Annotated in this window: 17 protein-coding genes; 14 read left to right on the top strand and 3 right to left on the bottom strand. The window is 69.7% G+C overall.

Translation table 11 applies throughout. From position 1 onward, the window contains the following. Positions 1-109: 109 nt before the first annotated feature. From ABZ642_RS14935 to ABZ642_RS14950, 4 genes are all read left to right on the top strand, one after another. On the top strand, positions 110-700 hold the full coding sequence (locus ABZ642_RS14935; protein ID WP_360482720.1) for a TetR family transcriptional regulator: 591 nt from the start codon (positions 110-112) through the stop codon (positions 698-700). A gap of 759 nt (positions 701-1,459) precedes the next feature. Beyond that, positions 1,460-2,098: a hypothetical protein gene (locus ABZ642_RS14940; protein WP_360482723.1), complete on the top strand. Its 639-nt coding sequence runs from the start codon at positions 1,460-1,462 to the stop codon at positions 2,096-2,098. A gap of 196 nt (positions 2,099-2,294) precedes the next feature. Beyond that, positions 2,295-2,750, top strand: a complete 456-nt coding sequence (locus tag ABZ642_RS14945) for a DUF1153 domain-containing protein (RefSeq protein WP_360482726.1) — start codon at positions 2,295-2,297, stop codon at positions 2,748-2,750. A 152-nt stretch (positions 2,751-2,902) separates the two neighbouring features. Beyond that, complete coding sequence (locus tag ABZ642_RS14950) at positions 2,903-3,496, top strand: hypothetical protein (RefSeq protein ID WP_360482729.1); 594 nt, start codon at positions 2,903-2,905, stop codon at positions 3,494-3,496. 375 nt (positions 3,497-3,871) lie between these two features. On the opposite strand, the gene ABZ642_RS14955 is transcribed toward ABZ642_RS14950, so the two are convergent. Further along, positions 3,872-4,492 carry a hypothetical protein gene (locus ABZ642_RS14955; RefSeq protein WP_360482732.1) on the bottom strand — a complete coding sequence of 207 codons (621 nt, stop codon included), beginning with the start codon at positions 4,490-4,492 and terminating at the stop codon, positions 3,872-3,874. Positions 4,493-4,697: 205 nt separating this feature from the next. Between ABZ642_RS14955 and ABZ642_RS14960 the strand changes: the two genes are divergently transcribed. From ABZ642_RS14960 to ABZ642_RS14975, 4 genes are all read left to right on the top strand, one after another. Continuing rightward, positions 4,698-4,853: a hypothetical protein gene (locus tag ABZ642_RS14960; RefSeq protein ID WP_360482735.1), complete on the top strand. Its 156-nt coding sequence runs from the start codon at positions 4,698-4,700 to the stop codon at positions 4,851-4,853. Positions 4,854-4,998: 145 nt separating this feature from the next. Further along, positions 4,999-7,068 (top strand): glycosyl hydrolase family 28-related protein, encoded by a 2,070-nt coding sequence (locus tag ABZ642_RS14965; protein ID WP_360482738.1) that lies wholly within the window; start codon positions 4,999-5,001, stop codon positions 7,066-7,068. Positions 7,069-7,444: 376 nt separating this feature from the next. Continuing rightward, a complete protein-coding gene (locus ABZ642_RS14970) occupies positions 7,445-8,218 on the top strand; it encodes a methyltransferase domain-containing protein (RefSeq protein ID WP_360482741.1) in 774 nt (257 codons plus the stop codon). A gap of 69 nt (positions 8,219-8,287) precedes the next feature. Then, positions 8,288-8,485, top strand: coding sequence for a GNAT family N-acetyltransferase (locus tag ABZ642_RS14975; RefSeq protein ID WP_360482744.1), 198 nt, complete (start codon positions 8,288-8,290; stop codon positions 8,483-8,485). A gap of 227 nt (positions 8,486-8,712) precedes the next feature. Here ABZ642_RS14975 and ABZ642_RS14980 read toward each other — a convergent pair whose 3' ends face one another. Then, on the bottom strand, positions 8,713-10,341 hold the full coding sequence (locus ABZ642_RS14980) for a phosphodiester glycosidase family protein (RefSeq protein WP_360482747.1): 1,629 nt from the start codon (positions 10,339-10,341) through the stop codon (positions 8,713-8,715). Positions 10,342-10,761: 420 nt separating this feature from the next. On the opposite strand from ABZ642_RS14980, the gene ABZ642_RS14985 reads away from it, so the two are divergent. The 4 genes from ABZ642_RS14985 to ABZ642_RS15000 all read left to right on the top strand — a co-directional run bounded on the left by ABZ642_RS14985 (position 10,762) and on the right by ABZ642_RS15000 (position 13,584). After that, complete coding sequence (locus ABZ642_RS14985) at positions 10,762-11,502, top strand: SDR family oxidoreductase (protein ID WP_360482750.1); 741 nt, start codon at positions 10,762-10,764, stop codon at positions 11,500-11,502. A 60-nt stretch (positions 11,503-11,562) separates the two neighbouring features. Continuing rightward, positions 11,563-12,462: an SDR family oxidoreductase gene (locus ABZ642_RS14990; RefSeq protein ID WP_360482753.1), complete on the top strand. Its 900-nt coding sequence runs from the start codon at positions 11,563-11,565 to the stop codon at positions 12,460-12,462. 74 nt (positions 12,463-12,536) lie between these two features. Further along, the gene (locus ABZ642_RS14995; protein WP_360482755.1) at positions 12,537-12,869 is read left to right on the top strand and encodes a nuclear transport factor 2 family protein; all 333 of its coding nucleotides are present in this window, start codon (positions 12,537-12,539) and stop codon (positions 12,867-12,869) included. 94 nt (positions 12,870-12,963) lie between these two features. Next, a complete protein-coding gene (locus ABZ642_RS15000; protein ID WP_360482758.1) occupies positions 12,964-13,584 on the top strand; it encodes a TetR/AcrR family transcriptional regulator in 621 nt (206 codons plus the stop codon). A 192-nt stretch (positions 13,585-13,776) separates the two neighbouring features. On the opposite strand, the gene ABZ642_RS15005 is transcribed toward ABZ642_RS15000, so the two are convergent. Then, positions 13,777-16,380, bottom strand: a complete 2,604-nt coding sequence (locus ABZ642_RS15005) for a PA14 domain-containing protein (protein WP_360482761.1) — start codon at positions 16,378-16,380, stop codon at positions 13,777-13,779. A 158-nt stretch (positions 16,381-16,538) separates the two neighbouring features. Between ABZ642_RS15005 and ABZ642_RS15010 the strand changes: the two genes are divergently transcribed. Further along, complete coding sequence (locus ABZ642_RS15010; RefSeq protein ID WP_360482764.1) at positions 16,539-17,552, top strand: LacI family DNA-binding transcriptional regulator; 1,014 nt, start codon at positions 16,539-16,541, stop codon at positions 17,550-17,552. Positions 17,553-17,694: 142 nt separating this feature from the next. Further along, on the top strand, positions 17,695-18,792 hold the full coding sequence (locus ABZ642_RS15015) for an ABC transporter substrate-binding protein (RefSeq protein WP_360482767.1): 1,098 nt from the start codon (positions 17,695-17,697) through the stop codon (positions 18,790-18,792). Position 18,793 lies beyond the last annotated feature (1 nt).

The raw sequence follows: 18,793 nt of genomic DNA on the forward strand, positions 1-18,793 counted from the left end.
GGTCCTGGTTGACCTGTCGGAGCGGCTCCCGCCGTAATAGATGTCGCATGAAATCTAAACGGGGGATAGGATAGATGGCAAGTGGCATCTATCTGAGGAGGGTGATCGCATGGGCCGCGTGTCCCGGGCGCAGGCACAGGAGAACCGGCAGCGCGTGGTGGCAACCGCCTCCCGGATGTTCCGCGAGAAAGGCACCGCGGTCAGCGTCGCCGATCTGATGAAGGCCGCCGGGCTCACCCATGGCGGGTTCTACAAGCAGTTCGCCTCCAAGGAGGACCTGGTCGAGGAGGCCATCGCCCAGGCCTTTGCCGAGCAGGCGGCACACTCGGCCATGGCGTTCGGGGAGCACCCGGGGGAGCATGAGGCCGCCCGTCGGACGCTGATCGAGGACTACCTCTCGCTCTGGCACCGTGATCACCCCGCGGAGGGCTGCCCTGTCTCCGGGTTCGCCGCCGACCTGGGGCGCGAACCCGAGCAGGCCGCCCGCGCCCAGCACGTCTACGTCAACGGAGTGCGCAACCGCGCCGCCCGGCTGGCCACCGGCGACGACGACGGCATGGCCCAGCTCTGCACCATGGTCGGCGCCCTCGTCCTGGCCCGCGCCACGCGGGGCAACCCGATCTCCGAAGAACTGCTGCAGGCCGCGCGCACGGCTCTCGCCGAGGACACCCGGCCCGAACCGCAGCGGCACACGGACTGACCCGGATCGGCCGGGGAACACGGGCCCGGCCCCACATCATCAGTCGCGAACCATCAGTCGCGAACCATCAGGGCAGATCTGGTTTCTGCCGGCTTCCCGGCCGTGCTCGGACAAGGCGGTCCGGAGAGGGACTTGGCGGAGTTCGTCCTGCCAGAGGTGGCCCGGCCGGCGGAGACCGGTGACCCGCGTACGCCTGTCAGCTGGTAGACGCCCGCGGCTTGCGGGTCGATCCGGGGGGCGCCTTCTTCGCTGATCGCCAGGCTCGGGCGAAGCCTGCGTCGACGATCCGCTCGTAAGGAACGCATCTGACCGCGGTCTGTCTGCCGGCCGGCGCATCACCGGCGGCGGCGCCCATGGGGCCCCGATGCTCGGCGGGCGTGTGCGGGCGCCGTGGCTGCGGTCATGGAGGTCAACGGTGGAGCCCCGTTCAGACAGCCGGAGCGGGATCTCGGCCGGGCTGTCCCGGTGCGTCCTTATGGGCGCTTTACTCGATGCGTCCTGCCGAGTCAAGTCACGATCCCTCGGAACGTGACCGGGCGGTGCCCGTGGGGCCTACTTGAAGTGCGGGCCTCACCGGAAAGGAAATCCGGAAACACAAATGAGGCAGGACAGTGAGACGGAAATCCTCACGGGGATTCCATCTTTCGCTGAAACCGCGATTTGTCCCGGTGTGGCGGTGCGGCAAAAACCATCCACCGGCCGTCGTCCGGAATTTCCGGGGCAGACGCAGATGCCCCTCGTATCGGCAGGAGAAAACCCATGACGCGTATTTTTCGCACCCACAGCAACGTACGTTTCGACCACAGTGACACCCGTGACACCAGCAGTGGCGTCCGTTCCAAGCGCCGGGGCCTCCGTCTCGCGGCGTTCGCCGCCTCGGCCGCGGTGATCACCGGGGGCATCATCCTTCCCGCGTCCGCCGCGACGGCCGCCCCGATGCCCGCGGCGCATGTCGTGAGCTTCGTCCAGGGCGGCGGCGCCGGTGGTGACGGAGGCGCCGGAGGCGGCGGCTTCATCGGCGGTGGCGGGGGCTCCGGCGGCTCCGGCGGCGGCAGCGTCCTGGGCGTCGGCGGCGACGGCGGCAAGGGTGGCAACGGAGGCAACGGCATCCTGTCCGGGGGCGGCGGAGGCGGCGGCGGGGGCGGTGGCGACGGTGTCGTCGGCGGCAACGGAGGCACCGGCGGCAACGGCGGCACCGGCCTGTTCGGCGGGAGCGCCGGCTCCGGTGGAGGCGGCGGCACCGGCATCCTCCAGGGCGGCAACGGCGGTAAGGGCGGCAACGGAGGCTTCGGCGTCTTCCAGGGCGGCAGTGGCGGCAAGGGCGGCGCGGGCGGGCTCGGCGTCCTCTTCGGCGGCCTGGGCGGCGCCGGTGGCGCCGGCGGCGGCAGCATCTTCTGACCGTCCGGCCCCGGTCGGGGACGGAGACCCGCGCGGCCTCCGTCCCCGACCCCCGACCCCCGACTCCCGAGCCCCGACGCCCGTCCCGCGGCCCCCAACGCCCGCACCCAGTCGAACCAGTGCACTGAGCCGGGCAGTCGGCGCAACGCAACTCTGCAGAACCACCATCTCGATCAAGGAAAAACGGAGAACCCCCATGTCCACAACCCGCTGGCAGCGCCCGCTCGTCCTGGCGGTGGCCTCGCTGGCCCTCGCCACCGGCACCGCGGTCTCCGCCCACGCAGCACCGGGTGCCACCACAGGCACCAGCCAGACCGCCGCCGCCCACCCCACCCACTGCAGCCACGGCGGAGAAGGCGGCAAGGGCGGGGAAGGGGGCAAGGGCGGTGCACCCGGCCAGCCGGGAGAACCCGGCAAACCCGGCCGGTCCGGTTGCTTCACGTTCGGCGACCTGCCCGACAAGCACAGGTCGGATCTCACGGGCGTGGACAAGGCACGGATCGTGCTGATTGTGGAGTCCGGGCAGGCGAAAAAGGCCGACGTCGTCAAGAAGTACAAGATCTCCGAGAAGGAGTTCAACACCTGGGACAAGCAGTTCCGTGACGGGGACTGGGTCGCACTGCTGGGTCTGAATTCCCTCCTCGGCGCCTGACGAACTTCCCCGAGCGCCCCGGCCCGGAACGGGCCGGGGCGCTCCTGTCAAGCCCCGAACTCCCGGGCCGTGACGGCGAGACCCATTACCGGGTTTATTCGATACAGCGGAAACCGCAGTACAGGAAACAATTCTTTGGAAAGAGGAATGTCATGCGTACGTATTCTTGGAGGGTCCGTCTCGGTCTCACGGTCTCGGCCGCCCTGGCCGCCGGCGTCGCGGTCGGCACACTTGCACCGGCCGCGACGGCGGCGCCGATGTCGCAGAGCCAGCAGAGCCTGCACAGCCATTCGGCCATGGCGCCCGCCCGGCAGCTTCCCGCCGACAGCACCCGGCCGGGCGGCAGCAGCCTGTTCGGCAGTGGCCGGTTCGGGCCCGTCAAAGCCGGCGACGGCAGTGTGAGGATCGGCGACCGGGTGTGCGCGGGCAACTGCAACGCAACCGTCAACGGGAGCAACGGCAGCCAGGGCGGGATCTGCGCCGGACTGTGCAACGGCAGCGCAGGCGGCGGCACCGGCACGGCCGGCGCGCCCGGCCGCCAGGGTGGCACCGGCGGCGCGGGCGGGATCTGCGCCGGGATCTGCAGTGGCAGTGCCAACGGCGGCACCGGCGGCACAGGCGGAGCCGCGGTGGGCACCGGCGACGGCGGCCGTGGCGGCACGGGCGGCACCGGCGGGATCTGCCTGGGGCTCGGCTGCGGCACCGGCGGCGCGGGCGGCGCGGGCGGCAAGGGCGGCACCGGCTGATGGACCTGTCCCGGCAGACTGATGAACCCGGAACGGCACGGCCGCAGACGGAGAGTGGTGGGACTCAGCCGTGCCGAGGGTCGAGGCAGGAGTCAGCTGCGGCGCCGCCTGCGCTGGGTCTGGGTGAACCGGTAGGACTCGGTTCAGGTCTCGACGAACAGGAGCTTCGCTCCGGCCTTGTCCAAGTCGAGACAGCCGAACTCGTCCAGGCAGAGCAGACCGACGCGCCCGTAGCGGGCGGCGAGCACAACGGCGAGTGCCACTGGGGCAGCGCCGAAGAACTCGCGAAGCTCAAGGTTCCGAATACGGATCTGGACCCTGACCCTCCTACGCCGCACCTGTCAGGCCCCCGACTGGAGCGACCACGCAGCAGTCTCAGCTGCTCAGCGGCGAGACCCATGCGGGATCGTGCCACGGTTTCCCGGTCAGGCCGGCGAGCAGATGCTCCGTTGTGCTCAGAGCGGTGTCTTGCGCCACCCCTACTGCGGTCAGGGCGGCACTGAGCCGTGCAGACGCCTCCTCAGGCACCTCCAGGTCGTTGAGAAGTGGAAGAAGCAAGAGAAAGCGGGCGGCGGGCTCGACGACACCGTCGGCTTCTGGTGCAGGGCTGTCGGCCATGCGGACCAGCTCCCGCCACGTCAGTCCGCTCCCCGGGAGTTCCCCTTCCCAACTGACGATCTGCTGGGCGTAGCTTGGGCTTGGATCGATGAGCAGGAAGTCGATGCCGTAGTCGCCGACCAGGTTGCGGAAGACCACCACGACTCCGGAGCCATCCGCACCGGGCACCCGGAGCACCGGCCAGCGTTCGGGATCGAAGAGGGTCTCGGACAACGCATCGACATCAGCGCCGTCCTCGCCGAACCACTCCGGAACGGGACGCTCGGCGGTGGCTCCGCCAGCGCAGATTTCCGACAGGTAGTTCGACCAGAAGCCCGGGCAAGCCAGCATTGACTCCCCGGCCTCCAGTGGGCCGTAGTCGTATCCCTCAATCAACACCCGGTAAGCCTTTCACCAGCCACTGACATGGCTCGTCCTCGGGGGCCTGGCTTACAAGACAGCCTTTGAAGGGTGTTGCAGAAGGCCGCCGCGGGATCCACCGACCACACCGGCACGACGGCCCGCGCGCAGAAGGCGACGAAGCGATGGGGGTCGGGCTACAGCCCGTTGCCGCGTATGAAGGGCGCTCCCTGGACGGTGGGCGATGACGTGGCAGCGCCGCACCGATCATCCGGCCACCGTGCTCGACGTCGACGAGGGCACGGTCTACGCCGCGTACACCCACCTCCGGTACCCCCGTGATCGGTCCCCCGCGATCCGCATGCAAGGAATCGACAATCCCTCGCAGGATCTGTACTGAAAGCTGGAAGGAAGCGTCCGATGTCTTGTCCGGTCGTCCTGCCGCGCCTAATGTCCCGGTACGCAGCGGCACGGCCCGTTCCCGCCGTGCTGCCGTGCACCGAGCTGCCCTCGGTGACCTCCGCTCCTAGAGAAACGAGAATCCGATGGCGCGGTACACCAACCACGTGGCTGCGGAGCGGCTGAGGGGCCGTGCGCGAAGACCGGCTCGGACCCTCGTGGCGCTGACCGCGGTCACCGCCGGACTCGTGCTCGGGCTCGGCGCTCCGGCGCCGGCGGCGCCGGGGCTCGGTGGCCGTGAGGGCACCCCGGCGGTGACCCGGGCCGGGCTCGATCCCGCCCTCGTCGCGGGGCGGGGCGCCACGGTGGATTTCGTCGAACAGGAGGCGGAGAACGCGGCGACGAACGGCACCGTGATCGGCCCCGACCGCACCGCCTACACGCTGCCCTCGGAGGCATCCGGCCGCACGGCGGTGCGCCTGAAGCCGGGCCAGTACGTCGAGTTCACCCTGCCGCGCGCGGCCAACGCTCTCACCGTGCGGTACAGCATCCCCGACGCTCCCGAAGGCGGCGGCATCACCGCGCCCCTCGATGTCTCCGTGGGCGGCCGCCGCACCACGATGACTCTCACCTCTCAGTACTCCTGGCTCTACAACCAGTACCCGTTCAGCAACGACCCCCAAGGCGACCTGCTGCACCCCGACTGGTGGATCACCGAATGCGGTTGTGTTCCCGCCGCCACCAGCCCGACGCCCACCATCGACAAGCCGTTCAGGCCAAGCCACTTCTACGACGAACAGAGACTGCTGCTCGGCAGGCGGTACGCGGCCGGCGACACCGTCCGCCTCACCGCGCCCAAGAACAGCACCGCGGCCTGGACCGTGATCGACCTGCTCGACACGCAACTCGTGGGCGCGCCACATGTCGAGAAGCACGCCGCGAACGTCATCGCGTTCGGGGCCGATCCCACCGGCCGACGTGACGCGGGCGGCGCCTTCGACCGCGCCATCGCCTACGCCAAGAAGCGGCACCTCAAGGTGTACGTGCCGCCGGGGACGTACCAGGTGAACCGTCACATCACCGTGGACGACGTGACGATCGTCGGAGCCGGCAGCTGGTACACGATCGTCAAGGGTCACCAGGTCACCCTCGACACCCCCGCCCCCGACGGCTCGGTTCACACCGGTGTGGGCTTCTACGGCAAGGACGCCGCGGACGGGGGCAGCCACGACGTCCACCTGTCAGGCTTCGCCGTCGAGGGCGACGTACGCGAACGCATCGACACCGACCAGGTCAACGCCCTCGGCGGGGCGCTCAGCGATTCGACGATCGACGGTCTCTACCTCCACCACACCAAGGTCGGCATGTGGTTCGACGGCCCGATGACCCGTCTGCGTGTCACCCGCACCGTGATCGCCGACCAGATCGCCGACGGCCTCAACTTCCACACCGGCGTGACCGATTCGAGTGTCTCCAACACCTTCGTCCGTAACACCGGCGACGACGGTCTGGCCATGTGGTCGGAGAAGACGGGCGACGCGCGCAACGTCTTCGACCACAACACCGTGCAGACCCCGGTCCTCGCCAACGGCATCGCCCTGTACGGCGGCACCGACAACACGGTCACCGGCAACCTCATAGCCGACCCCATCAGAGAGGGCAGCGCCATCCAGGTCGGCTCCCGGTTCGGCGCGCAGCCGTTCACCGGGCATCTGAAGATCACGGACAACACCACGGTCCGTTCAGGACCGTTCGAACTCAACTGGAAGATCGGCCTGGGAGCCATCTGGTTCTACGCCCTGGAGCGGGACATCGACGCCGACATCCAGGTCACCGGCGACCATTTCCTCGACAACACCTACAACGCGATCATGCTGGTCTCCGACTTCCCGGTGAAGGACAAGTACGCGATCCGAGGCGTCCGCTTCAAGGACATCCGCGTGGACGGCACCGGTACCTCCGTGCTCAGCGCCCGCTCCGCCGGATCGGCGTCCTTCGAGAACGTGGACGCCCGTAACGTCGGCGCGGTCGGCATCAACAACTGCGGATCCTTCAACTTTCCCGCCTCCGGCTCCGAGTTCGCGGTGAACGACCTCGGCGGCAACGACGGAGGTGGCACGACCGGCCCCTGGCTGGCGTCCTGGGAACTGCCGAACACCATCACCTGCGACGACCGGCCCGCGGTGGTCCCGCCGCCGGCCCCGGCACCTTGGTGAGGCACGACGGGCGGAGTAGTCACACCAGCGCAGGGAGACGGATCGTGTCCACTGGTGGGAGGTCGACTGCGGCGCCGGGCGTGCTACGAGTCGACCGGGAGCAGGCCGCCGTGGAAGCCCGCAGCTGGTCTCGCGGCCGGTCTCGCGGCCGACGCGCGGGGGAGTGAAAGGAGGCGCCAGGTCCGGGCGCAGAAGGTGGAGGAAAGCGCCAGGTCCGGGCGTAGAAGCGCTCGAAACCCTCGGGGCCGGTACCGGCCCCGAGGGCGACGCCGCCGTGTACGGCTGGGCCGTGGACGCGGTGCTCGCCCTGCCGCGTCGTGGGATCTGTACGGCGAGCCGTGGTTCAGAGCCCTGTCGGCCTGTTTGACTGACGTGTATGTCGACGACCTTTGGAGTGACCCGTCCGGAGCAGGCCTCGTACATGCTGCGGGCAGCGGCCAGCGACGCCGGCCGCGCCTACAAGCGGCAGCTCATCGACCTGCTGGACATTGCGCCTGGTCAGACCGCGGTGGACGTCGGCTGCGGTCCGGGTACCGACCTTCCGGCGCTGGCTGAGCGGGTCGGTGAGGACGGCTCGGTGATCGGCGTCGATCGCGATCCGGCCATGCTCGCCCACGCGCGTGAACGGACCAGTGACCTTCGCGGAGTGGAGATCCGGGAGGGCGACGTACACGCGCTTCCCATCGATCCGGGATCGGTAGATCGAGCCAAGATCGACCGGGTTCTGATGCACGTCGAGCAGCCTGAGGCAGCTCTCGCCCAGTTGCATCGTGCCACTCGACCGGGGGCTCTCGTCGGGCTCGTCGAGCCTGACTGGGACACGTTGGCCGTCGATGCGGAGGATCGTCAGACCAGCCGTGACTTCACTCGCTACACCACGGAGGAAGTGGTCCGTAACGCCACCATCGGACGCAGCCTGAGCCGGTTCGCCGAGAAGGCGGGCTTCCGTGTGGAGACGGTGGTCGCCACGACACCGGTCTTCCGGGATTTCGCCGATGCGGACCACACCCTGGGGCTTGGCCGCAACATGCAGAAGGCCATCAACGACGGTTACGTGCAGCGGGACCGCGGCCGACGGTGGTTCGCCAGCCTCGCTGAGGGCTCCTTCTACGCCTCGTTCACCCTCGTCACCGTGATCTGTTCCCGGTGATCTGAGCTCGCTGCTCCGTCGGCGAAGAGCACACGGCGCTGTCGGTGCGCGGGGCTGGCGTGACGCGGTATGAGTGATCAACAGCATGAGGTCGTCGGGCACCTCACTGGATCCGTGGCTGAGGGATCTGCGACGAGGCCGGTGAGGGTGGCGGCGCTCGTCAGCATGTATGTGCGGCCAGGCCACCGCAGTGGCGGACTCGGAGCGCGTCTGGTCGCGCGGTTCGCGGCCTGGGCGAAGGAATCGGGGCCGAACTGGCAGTGGTGACCGCGTACTCCAGCAACGCTGATGCGATCCGCTTCTACGAGGCCCCCGCTGTCGCCCGGCCCCGCCCGGCCCCGCCCGGCTCAGGTCGGACCCGCCCGGCCCCGCCCGGCTCAGGTCGGTCCGGGCCGGCGGCCTACCAGCCGATGCGCGCAACTCCGCCGCCAGGCCGGTCGCAGGGCGGCGGAGTGGTGGCACGGCGCCTCGACGGTGCCGCGCGCGGGCGGTCGTCACCGTCCGGCGCGCGGCAGGACCTGGACCGTGTCGCCGACGGCACGCTCGCCGGTGGCGTCGGACGTGACGTTGACGAGGCTGCCGTCGACGGCCATGGCGGTGGAGCCGCCGCCGTCCAGGTTGAGCGCCTGTACCGCGCCGAGCGAGCGCATGAACCGGGCGGCCTCGGCCAGCGTGAAGCCCTCGCTGACACCGGGCTGCCGGCCGTCGACGGTCACGAGGAGCAGCCGTCCGCGACCGTCGATGCCGGCCAGGGTGCGCGGCTGGCGCACGTTGGACCAGGCGAACCCGAAGGAGAGGTCGAGCGGGTCGAGTGTGCCCTCGGCTGCTGCGTCGATGTGGACCCGGCCGTTCTCGACGAGGGTCGGGGCCGCGCTGACGACGCTGTCGTCGGGACCGAGCCGGACCTGCCTGCCCGAGGCGTCCCGGACCGTCTCCCGCAACTCCAGCCGCCTGCCCGTTCCGCCGTGCTCGGCGAGCCAGGCGGCCGCGGACCCGGTGCCCTGGAGGACCGAGCCGCCGGCGGGCACGGACCCGCCCCGGTCACCACGGGAGACGACGACACCATGCTGGTCGAGGACCACCTGGACGCCGGCGCCGGTCGGCAGTGGCGCCCCGAACTCGGAGGTGAACTTCACCAGGTCGTCCGCGAGTGCGCAGGTGATGTCCTGGCGGGGGAGTTCGGTGGGCACGGCGCCGGGGCGGCCGCAGTTGCGCACCTTGCCCGGGGTCCGGTTGATGCCCTCCACCGCGCGGACGGCGGTGCCGGAACGGACGGTCACGGTGGTGGAAAGGTCCGCGACCCGGACGTGCCGACCACCGTCGGCGAGGATCAGCGCGGCACGGGAACCGACCGCCATGGACTGCAACTCGCCGCGCACCGCGGACAGTCCGGCCGAGGTGCCCTGGACGCCGTCCGCGTCGGAGGTGACGAAGAATCCGCCGTTGACGCCGACCAGGGAGCCCAGACGGGCGGCCACCGTCGAGGTCTTCTCGCGGTCGGCGGCGTCGCCGCCGTCGCTCACCTCGATCGTGCCGCGCAGCCGGGCCGGATCGACGACGGCGACGTGGACGCGTTCCGCGTCGGCGCGCCGGCGTCCGTCATAGCCCGTCCACTCGACGGAGGTACGGAAACCGGCGGCCGACACCGCCGAGGCCGGCGTCCCCGCCTCGGCCTGGGTGGCGTACCGGCCGACCCTGACCTGCCACCCCATCGTGCCGTGCGGAGTGTCGGCGTACTGGTCCCACGTCACCCGCTCGACGCGCGGCGCGAACCCGGCGGCCCGCAACCGCCCGGCGGTGGTGTCGGCCCAGTCGCGGTCACCCAGCGGGGCCCAGGTCGCGGCACCCGTGAGGCGGTTGACGGCCGGAGCCTGGACGGTGACCGTCCACACGCCGACGGCCCGCGGGTCGCTGAGTACCCCGGTACGGACCTCGACCCCGGGCGCCACGTACCGAGTGGTCCACGCGACGGCATCCGCGGCGGGGTCCCCGGCCCGCGCGCTCGCGTCGGCCGGCGGAACGAACGCGACCAGGGCCAGTACGGTCCCCAGCACGAAACCCCGTCCCGCTCTCCCGCGCACACCCCGTACCGCACACCCGAACGTCTCGGCTCTGACAGACATGCCTCTCCTGACGTACGACTCGACCTGTGCGGCGCCACCCGTCGTCCCCGCCCCGCCCTCTCCATCCCAGACCGACGCGAAGACCCCTGTGTGAAGTGGCGGACACGTGGTGGAAAAGCCTGCCTGACATCTGACCCATCCTCATGTCCCGCCCTGTCGGCGAGCATCCGCCCCCGCGACCTCCCCGTACGGTGCACGGCTCACTCGAGTCCGCGGCGCTCAGCGTGTCTCGCGCTCGGGGTGCTCCCTCCGGTGCGGCCGGAGAGGGCGGGGGTGAGTTCGGGCGGCGCGCCGCCGTGCGTAGGCGGTGCCCGGGGAGGTCTCGTCCGCAGATATGGACGGCACGTTCATTTCATGGTTATATGAACGAGCAGTTCATTTAGAAGCGCCTGAAGAGAAGCACCTGAAGAGGAGACCTCCATGAGCACCCCCACCACCGACCGTGTCGCGCTGGTCACCGGAGGCTCGGGCGGCATCGGCCGCATCGCGGCCGAGCGGCTCGCCAAGGACGGTTTCGCGGTCGCCGTGCAGTACGCGGGAAACCAGACCAGGGCCGAGGACACCGTCGCAGCGATCACCGCCGCCGGCGGCAGGGCTCTGGCAGTGGGAGGCGACGTAGCCGACGAGAGTGCGATGAGCGCGGCGTTCGACGCGGTCGAGTCGGCCTTCGGCGGCATCGACGTGGTCGTGAACACCGCCGGCATCATGATCCTGGCACCGATCGCGACGTTCGACCTCGCCGACCTGGACCGGATGCACCGCACGAACATCCGCGGCACCTTCGTCGTCTCTCAGCAGGCGGCGCGCAGGGTCCGCCCGGGTGGCGCGATCGTCAACATCTCGACCTCGGTGGTCCGCACCCAGCTGCCGGGCTACGGCGCCTACGTCGCCAGCAAGGCCGCAGTCGAGGGCCTGACCCTCATCCTGGCCCGTGAGCTGCGCGGCCGGGACATCACCGTCAACGCCGTCGCGCCCGGCCCCACCGCCACACCGCTGTTCCTGGACGGCAAGGACGACGCCACCATCGCCAACTTCGCCAAGGCGACCCCGCTCGAGCGGCTGGGCCGGCCCGAGGACATCGCCGACGTCGTCTCGTTTCTGGCCGGCCCCGCGCGCTGGGTCAACGGACAGGTCCTCTACGCCAACGGCGGACTCGCCTGACCCCTGCCCCACACACACCACCCTGCCCCTCCACCGCCACTGCGGAAAGGAACCACGTCCATGTCCACCACTGGCGACGTCGTCGTCATCACCGGCGCCTCCAGCGGTTTCGGAGCACTCACCGCCCGTGCGCTGGCGGACGCCGGCCACATCGTCTACGCCGGCATGCGCCAGACCACCGGCCGTAACGCGCCCCAGGTCCAGGCCGCCGCCGACTACGCCGACGAGCACCACGTCGACCTGCGGTCCATCGAGCTCGACGTGAATTCCCAGCCCTCGGTCGACACCGCCGTCGCACGGATCGAAGCCGAGCACGGCCACATCGACGTGCTGGTCCACAACGCCGGGCACATGGTGACCGGGCCGGCCGAGGCCTTCACCCCCGACCAGCTCGCCGAGCTCTACAACGTGAACGTCCTGTCCACCCAGCGCGTCAACCGCGCCGTGCTGCCGGGCATGCGCCGGCGCCGGCGAGGACTGGTGCTCTGGGTGTCCAGCACCAGCGTCAAAGGCGGCACCCCGCCCTACCTCGCCCCCTACTTCGCAGCCAAGGCCGCCATGGATTCCCTCGCGGTGTCCTACGCCGGTGAACTCGCTCGCTGGGGGGTGGAGACCTCGATCGTCGTCCCCGGCTCGTTCACCAGCGGCACCAACCACTTCGCTCACTCCGGCCACCCCGACGACACCGCCGTCGAGGGCGAATACGAGAGCCGGTACCCCGGCCTGATGGACCAGGTGGCGACAGAACTCGCCGCCCTCGCCCCCGAGGACGCTTCCGCGTCGCTCGTCTCCGACGAGATCGCCCGCATCGCCGCCCTGCCCGCCGGACAGCGCCCCTACCGCGTGCACATCGACCCGGCCGACGACGGATCAGAGGAGGTCTCCGAGACCGCCGACCGTATCCGCCGCGGCTTCCTCACCCGGATCGGACTTGCCGACCTGCTCACCGTCCAGAGCTGAAATCCCCGGCCCGGGACGCCAGGAGGGACGTCAGGCCTTGCGTCCCCGCCCCACTCACGGAGGAGGCACTCACCATGAGCGTCATCGAGATCCCCGCCGCCATCCAGACCTTCGTCGAGGCGACCAACCGAGGCGACACCGAGGCGTTCGCCGCCGCGTTCACCCACGACGCCGAGCTCAACGACTGGGGTCGCGAGTACCACGGCCGCGACGGCGTGCGCGCCTGGGACCGCACTGACAATATCGGCGTACAGGCACACTTCGCGCTGGACGCGATCGAGCCAGGCACCTCAGCCGACACCTATGTCGCCACCCTGACCGTGACCGGCAACGGCTACAACGGCACCGGCCCCATGACCTTCCGCCTGCGCGACGGGCTGATCGCGAGCCTGCGGATCGCTCCGTGACACCGCGCGCGAGATGACACCCGCAGACTTGACGCGGGCAGCACCCACCTGGAATCCGACACGACACGACCCCGGTAACCGAGCAGGAGCACACATGGCGAACGACGCGAACCGACCCGCAGCCGGGGAGGGCAACGCACGCGGACGGGGACGCCGGCCCGCCGACGAGGTCCGGGCGGACGTCCTGCGCACCGTCGGGGACCTGCTGCTCAGCGAAGGCATCCGCGACCTCACCTTCGAACGTGTCGCCCGGGCATCGGGCGTCAGCAAGACCACCCTCTACAAATGGTGGCCCTCCAAGGGCGCACTCTCCCTGGACGGCTACTTCCACGCCGTCGAGGACACGCTCGCCTTCCCCGACACCGGGGACATCCGCGCCGACCTGCTCGCCCAGCTCCGCGCCTTCGCCCAGGTCATGACCCAGACCCCCGGCGGCCGCATACTGGCCGAGCTCATCGGCGAGTCACAGACGGACCAGGACCTGGCCACCGCTTACCGGAAGCTGTACTCGTCGCAGCGGCGCCGACTGGCGGGAGAACGCCTTCACCGAGCCCAGGAACTCGGCCAGATCCGCACCGACATCGACGTGCAGATCCTCGTCGACCAGCTCTGGGGCGCCGTCTACCACCGACTGCTCATCCCCGACGAACCCGTCACCGACGACTTCGTCATCGGACTCGTGAACAACCTGCTGGACGGAGTCCGCCCGAAGTAGCCCGGTGACGAACCCGGTGACAGCGGCGGGCGTGCGGTCCGCCGCCGTTCGGACGGCGACGGACCGCACCTCTTTCACGGAAGGCGACGGACCGCACTCCTTTCATGGACGGCGGCGGACCGCACCCTTTTCACGGACGGCGCAGGACACTCGGCGCGGCGCGGGGAGGCGTTCGCCGAGTCCGGGCGGGCGTCAGGCGCACCCGGCCGGGGTGGCCCGGGAGGCGTCGGAGATCAGCGCCTGTTGGGCCGTCCTGAGCCGCTGGACGTCGGGTTTGACGACCTTGCGGTCGTACGTCAGCAGACCGTTGAGCTCACCCTCGACGTCCGAGATCTGGGTGTACACCGCGCCGTTGCCGCCCTTGCAGGCCAGCGCGTGGACCTCGGCGAGCTTGGCCAGGTAGTCGTCGGTGTAGGTCGCCGGGTCGACGTCGACGTACGACTGCTGCACGGACCAGGCGTGTCCCGGTACGGCAAGGCCGAGGCCGCCGTACTCACCGCTGACCAGGGCACGTCGACCGTCGGGGTGGGGCGGCAGGGCCGGACTGGGATAGCCGTGTTCGTCCATGATGTCGCCGGTGCCGCCGTCGTCGCCGAGGTTGAGCCCGGACATGGAGTTGATCAGCCGGGTCGGGTCCCAGGACTTGGCCTGGTCGGCGATGCGGGCCATGTCGTACTGGCCCCAGCCTTCGTTGAAGGTGACCCACATGACGACCGACGGGCTGCTGAAGTGCTCGTCGATCATCTGCTTCATCTCGCGCTCGTACTCCGCGCGCGCCTGGGTGGACGGGTTCACTCCGGCCGTCATCGCGGGCATGTCCTGCCACACCATCAGGCCGAGCCGGTCGGCCCAGTAGAACCAGCGGTCGGGCTCGACCTTGATGTGCTTGCGCACGGCGTTGAAGCCCATGCTCTTGTGCATCTTCAGGTCGTAGGCGAGGGCCTCGTCCGTCGGCGCGGTGTACAGGCCGTCCGGCCAGAAGCCCTGGTCCAGAGTGGCCATCATGAAGATCGGCTTGCCGTTGAGGAGGGTGCGCGGGACCCCGTTCACCTTCTCGACCTTGATCGACCGCATCCCGAAGTAGCTGCCGACCCGATCGGCTCCGACGCTCACCTTCAGGTCGTAGAGGAACGGGTCGTCGGGCGACCACAGACGCGGGTTCCGGATGCGCAGGGTCAGGGGTGCGCCGCTGCGGCCGGTGACGGTGGCCACCTTGCGTTTGCCCTCGTAGGCCGTCGCCATGACCGGCAGGCCGTCGCGGACGCCCTGCGGCTCGACGGTGAGCGTGCCGGCGTCGACATTCGGGGTGAGCTTGAGCTGGTCGACATGGTCGGCGGCCACCGGTTCCATCCACACCGTCTGCCAGATACCGGAGGTCGGCGTGTACCAGATGCCGCTGGGGTCCAGGCGCTGCTTGCCGACCGGCGGGTTCTCGCCGTCGGCCGCGTCGGTGGGGTCGTAGACGCCGACGATCAGCTCCTGGGTGCGGCCGGGCTTGAGGGCGTCGGTGACGTCGGCGCTGAACTTGTCGTATCCGCCCTGGTGTTCGGCCACCTTGATGCCGTTGACGTACACCTCCGCTCGCCAGTCGACCGCGCCGAAGTTCAGTTGCAGCCGCTTGCCGGAGCCGATCTTCCAGCCGGCCGGGACGGTGAAGGTTCGCCGGTACCACATGCGGTCCTCGTGCCGTTCGAGCCCGGACAGCTGCGACTCGACGGGGTACGGGACGAGGATCTTCTCGCCGAGCTTCCTGCCCACCGGCGGCTGTTCTCCCGCCGTGGCCACGGCGAACTGCCAGGTGCCGTTGAGGTTCTGCCAGGCACCACGCGTGAGCTGGGGCCTCGGGTACTCAGGGTGGGCATTGCTCGGCCCGACCTTGTCGGCCCACTTGGTGCGCAACTCGTACGTCGACCTGTTGGCACCGCTGCTCCAGAAGGAGCTGACAACGTTGCCACCCGTGCCGGCCAGGCCGCCCTGACCGTCGTAGCGCAGGTCGGCGAGACCCGACGCGGTGCCGGTCTTGTTGCCGACGACGGGTTCCTTGAGCGTGATCAGCAGTTTCCGGGGGTCGGTGGAGTCCAGCCGGGTATCGCCCAGGGGCCAGGTGGCGCCCCCGATCACGGCGTCGAGGTGCTCGCTGAGACCGGCCGGCGGCGTACTGAGCGGCTGGGCGAACTCGAGGGCGAGGGTTCGGCCGCTCGCCACGACGGCGGTGGAGACGGCTCCGTCGTAGTCGTAGCCGTCGGGCAGGCGGAACGCGGACTGCGGTACGGCGGTCTTGGTGCCGCCGGGCGGGGTCCAGCGCAGATGGAGGTTGGAGCCGCCGTAGTGCTCGAAGTACTCGACCTTGATGTCGTAGGCCTTGTTCGCTGTCAACTCGACCGGCTGGCCCGTCTGTTCACGGTCCCAGTCGTCGACCCAGTGGTCGATGACCAACTGCCCGTCGACCCAGAGCCGGAAGCCGTTGTCGCCGATGATCGAGAAGGTCGTGGGGCCGGTCTTCTCCGGGACGATCTTCCCGGTCCAGCGGACGCTGACGTCGTCCGACTGGCCGGTGGCGAAGTTCAGACGCGGCTCCAGGGTGTCGAAGTCGAGGTTCGGGTCGAACCCGGTGGCCTTGAGCTCGTGGAAGTCGAAGGCGCCGGGGGCGGACTGGGTGTAGTACTCGCCCTTGAGGCCGTGGACTTCGACGGGATCGTCGGCCGCGGTGGCGGCGGGTGCCGCGGTGAGGCCGGCAAGGCCCAGTACCGCGGCGAGCAGCAGGGCGAGGCGTTGTCCGAGAGGGCTGGTGCGCACGAATCCTCCTTGGGTGAGGAAGGGTGGCGGCTCGTTGCTTCTGTCTGTACAACGTTGGAAGGAACGGCAGTTGGCATGAGAGCACGGCTCTCGACCTCTGTCCAGGGGCATGACAATTCCCCGGGGGACGGGGCACTCATCGACGCTGAGGAGATCCCTTGCGGGTCAGCCTGAGGGACGTGGCGGAACGCGCGGGCGTTTCGATCAAGACCGTGTCCAACGTTGTGAACAACTATCCGCACGTCACCCCGGCCATGCGCGCCAAGGTGCAGGCGGCCATCGACGAGCTGGGCTACCGGCCCAATCTGACCGCGCGACACCTGCGCAAGGGCCGGACGGGGATCATCGCGCTCGCCGTTCCCGAGCTCGGCAACCCGTACTTCGCGGAGCTGGCCGGCGCCGTGATCGACGCGGCCGCGGAGCACGAGTTCACCGTCCTGCTCGATCACACGCGGGGCGAGCGCGAACAGGAGATCCTGGTCAGCCAGGGATTCCGGGGCGGGGTGATCGACGGATTGATCCTCAGCCCGCTGACCCTGGAGGCCGAGGATCTGCGGGGCCGGTCCGCAGACGTACCCCTGGTGCTGCTCGGTGAGCGCGAGTACGGGCTGCCCTTCGACCACATCGCGATCGACAACGTGGCGGCGGCCCGGTGCGCGGTGCGGCACCTGCTGGGCCGCGGCCGGACCCGGATCGCCTACCTCGGCGTGCGCACCGACTCCGTGAACGAGCCCGCCCACCTGCGACTGGACGGCTGGCGTGCGGAGTTGACGGCGGCCGGGGTGCCCGCGCCGGACAGCCTGGTGGTGCCGGTCGGCGGTTGGGACCGGGACGACGGGGCGCGTGCGATGGCCGAGTTGCTGGACTCCGGTGTGCGTCCGGACGCCGTCTTCGCCTTCAACGACCTGATCGCGATCGGGGCGATGCGGGTACTGCACGAGCGGGGTCTGCGGGTGCCCTGGGACGTGGCGGTGGTGGGGTTCGACGACATCGCGGAGGGGCGTTTCGGTGCCGTCACGCTGACGACGGTGTCGCCGGACAAGCAGGCCATCGCGAAGATGGCCGTGGCCTCGCTGCTGCGCAGCCTGTCGGGCCGTGAGGAGCCCGGCGGGCGCGAACTGACCGCGAAGTTCGAGCTCGTCGAGCGGGAGAGCACCCTGGGCCGACGGTGACGAGATTTCGGACGGAAGGCTTTACACAGCCCTTCCAACGATGTAAAAACCTCCCCTGAACGACGAGCACGCCGAGTTGACGCAAGAGCAAGCCTCCCCGAGAGCGCTCTCAGCTCCGGGGCCGTGCCGTTTGGGGACACTCATGAAGCCCACCGCACTTGTCCGTCGCACCTCCGCGCGAACGCTTCTCGCCGCCGGCCTCGTGACGAGCCTCGCGCTCGCGACCGGATGCACCAAGTCCGAGGACGACTCGGGCACGAAGCCCTCCGCCTCGAAGCAGGACGACGCCGGCCAGGTGGTCGCCTCGCCCGGCACCGCCTCCGGCCCGACCTGCACCATCGACGCCTACGGCGGCCGGAAACTCGATCTGAAGAGCGCCACCGTCGGCTTCTCCCAGTCCGAGAAGGAGGCCAACCCCTTCCGGATCGCGGAGACCGCCTCCATCAAGGCCGAAGCCAAGGCACAGGGAGTCAAACTACTCACCGCCAACGCCCAGTCGCAGTTCTCCAAGCAGATCAGCGACGTCCAGGACCTCATCGCCAAGGGCGCGAACCTACTGGTCATCGCCCCGCTCAACTCCGACGGCTGGGAGCCGGTGCTGCGCGCCGCGGCCGCCAGGCACATCCCGATCGTGACCATCGACCGCAAGATCAACGCGGCGGCCTGCAAGGACTATGTGAGCTTCATCGGCTCCGACTTCGTCGAGCAGGGCAAACGGGCCGCGGACCAGATGATCGAAGCGACCGGCGGCAAGGGCGAGATCGCCATCCTCCTCGGCGCCGCCGGCAACAACGTGACCACCGAGCGCACCAAGGGCTTCGAGGACCGCATCAAGGAGAAGGCACCCGGCCTGAAGGTCGTATTCCGTCAGACCGGCGAATTCGCCCGCGAGAAGGGCCAGTCGGTCACCGAGAACCTTATCCAGTCCAAGCCCGGCATCACCGGGATCTACGCCGAGAACGACGAGATGGGTCTCGGCGCCGTCAACGCCCTCAAGGGCGCGGGCAAGAAGGCCGGCGACGTCAAGATCGTGACCATCGACGGCACCCGCAACGCCGTGCAGAGCATCGTGGACGGCTGGATCTACGCGGTGATCGAGTCCAACCCACGCTTCGGACCGCTCGCCTTCCAGACCCTCGACACCTTCACCAAGGGCGACAAGGTCGGGCAGGACATCGTTATCAAGGACAGCGCCTACGACAAGAGCAACGCCCGGTCGGACCTCGGCAAGGCCTACTGAC

The organism is Streptomyces sp. NPDC007157 (genome assembly GCF_040634235.1).
Classification (GTDB): domain Bacteria; phylum Actinomycetota; class Actinomycetes; order Streptomycetales; family Streptomycetaceae; genus Streptomyces.

Coding starts and splice junctions, on each gene's coding strand:
- ABZ642_RS15015 (WP_360482767.1), top strand. CDS start 17,695: ATGAAGCCCACCGCACTTGTCCGTCGCACCTCCGCGCGAACGCTTCTC.
- ABZ642_RS14945 (WP_360482726.1), top strand. CDS start 2,295: ATGTCCACAACCCGCTGGCAGCGCCCGCTCGTCCTGGCGGTGGCCTCG.
- ABZ642_RS14990 (WP_360482753.1), top strand. CDS start 11,563: ATGTCCACCACTGGCGACGTCGTCGTCATCACCGGCGCCTCCAGCGGT.
- ABZ642_RS14970 (WP_360482741.1), top strand. CDS start 7,445: ATGTCGACGACCTTTGGAGTGACCCGTCCGGAGCAGGCCTCGTACATG.
- ABZ642_RS14935 (WP_360482720.1), top strand. CDS start 110: ATGGGCCGCGTGTCCCGGGCGCAGGCACAGGAGAACCGGCAGCGCGTG.
- ABZ642_RS14960 (WP_360482735.1), top strand. CDS start 4,698: ATGACGTGGCAGCGCCGCACCGATCATCCGGCCACCGTGCTCGACGTC.
- ABZ642_RS14980 (WP_360482747.1), bottom strand. CDS start 10,341: ATGTCTGTCAGAGCCGAGACGTTCGGGTGTGCGGTACGGGGTGTGCGC.
- ABZ642_RS15000 (WP_360482758.1), top strand. CDS start 12,964: ATGGCGAACGACGCGAACCGACCCGCAGCCGGGGAGGGCAACGCACGC.
- ABZ642_RS14950 (WP_360482729.1), top strand. CDS start 2,903: ATGCGTACGTATTCTTGGAGGGTCCGTCTCGGTCTCACGGTCTCGGCC.
- ABZ642_RS14975 (WP_360482744.1), top strand. CDS start 8,288: ATGAGTGATCAACAGCATGAGGTCGTCGGGCACCTCACTGGATCCGTG.
- ABZ642_RS14940 (WP_360482723.1), top strand. CDS start 1,460: ATGACGCGTATTTTTCGCACCCACAGCAACGTACGTTTCGACCACAGT.
- ABZ642_RS14995 (WP_360482755.1), top strand. CDS start 12,537: ATGAGCGTCATCGAGATCCCCGCCGCCATCCAGACCTTCGTCGAGGCG.
- ABZ642_RS14965 (WP_360482738.1), top strand. CDS start 4,999: ATGGCGCGGTACACCAACCACGTGGCTGCGGAGCGGCTGAGGGGCCGT.
- ABZ642_RS14985 (WP_360482750.1), top strand. CDS start 10,762: ATGAGCACCCCCACCACCGACCGTGTCGCGCTGGTCACCGGAGGCTCG.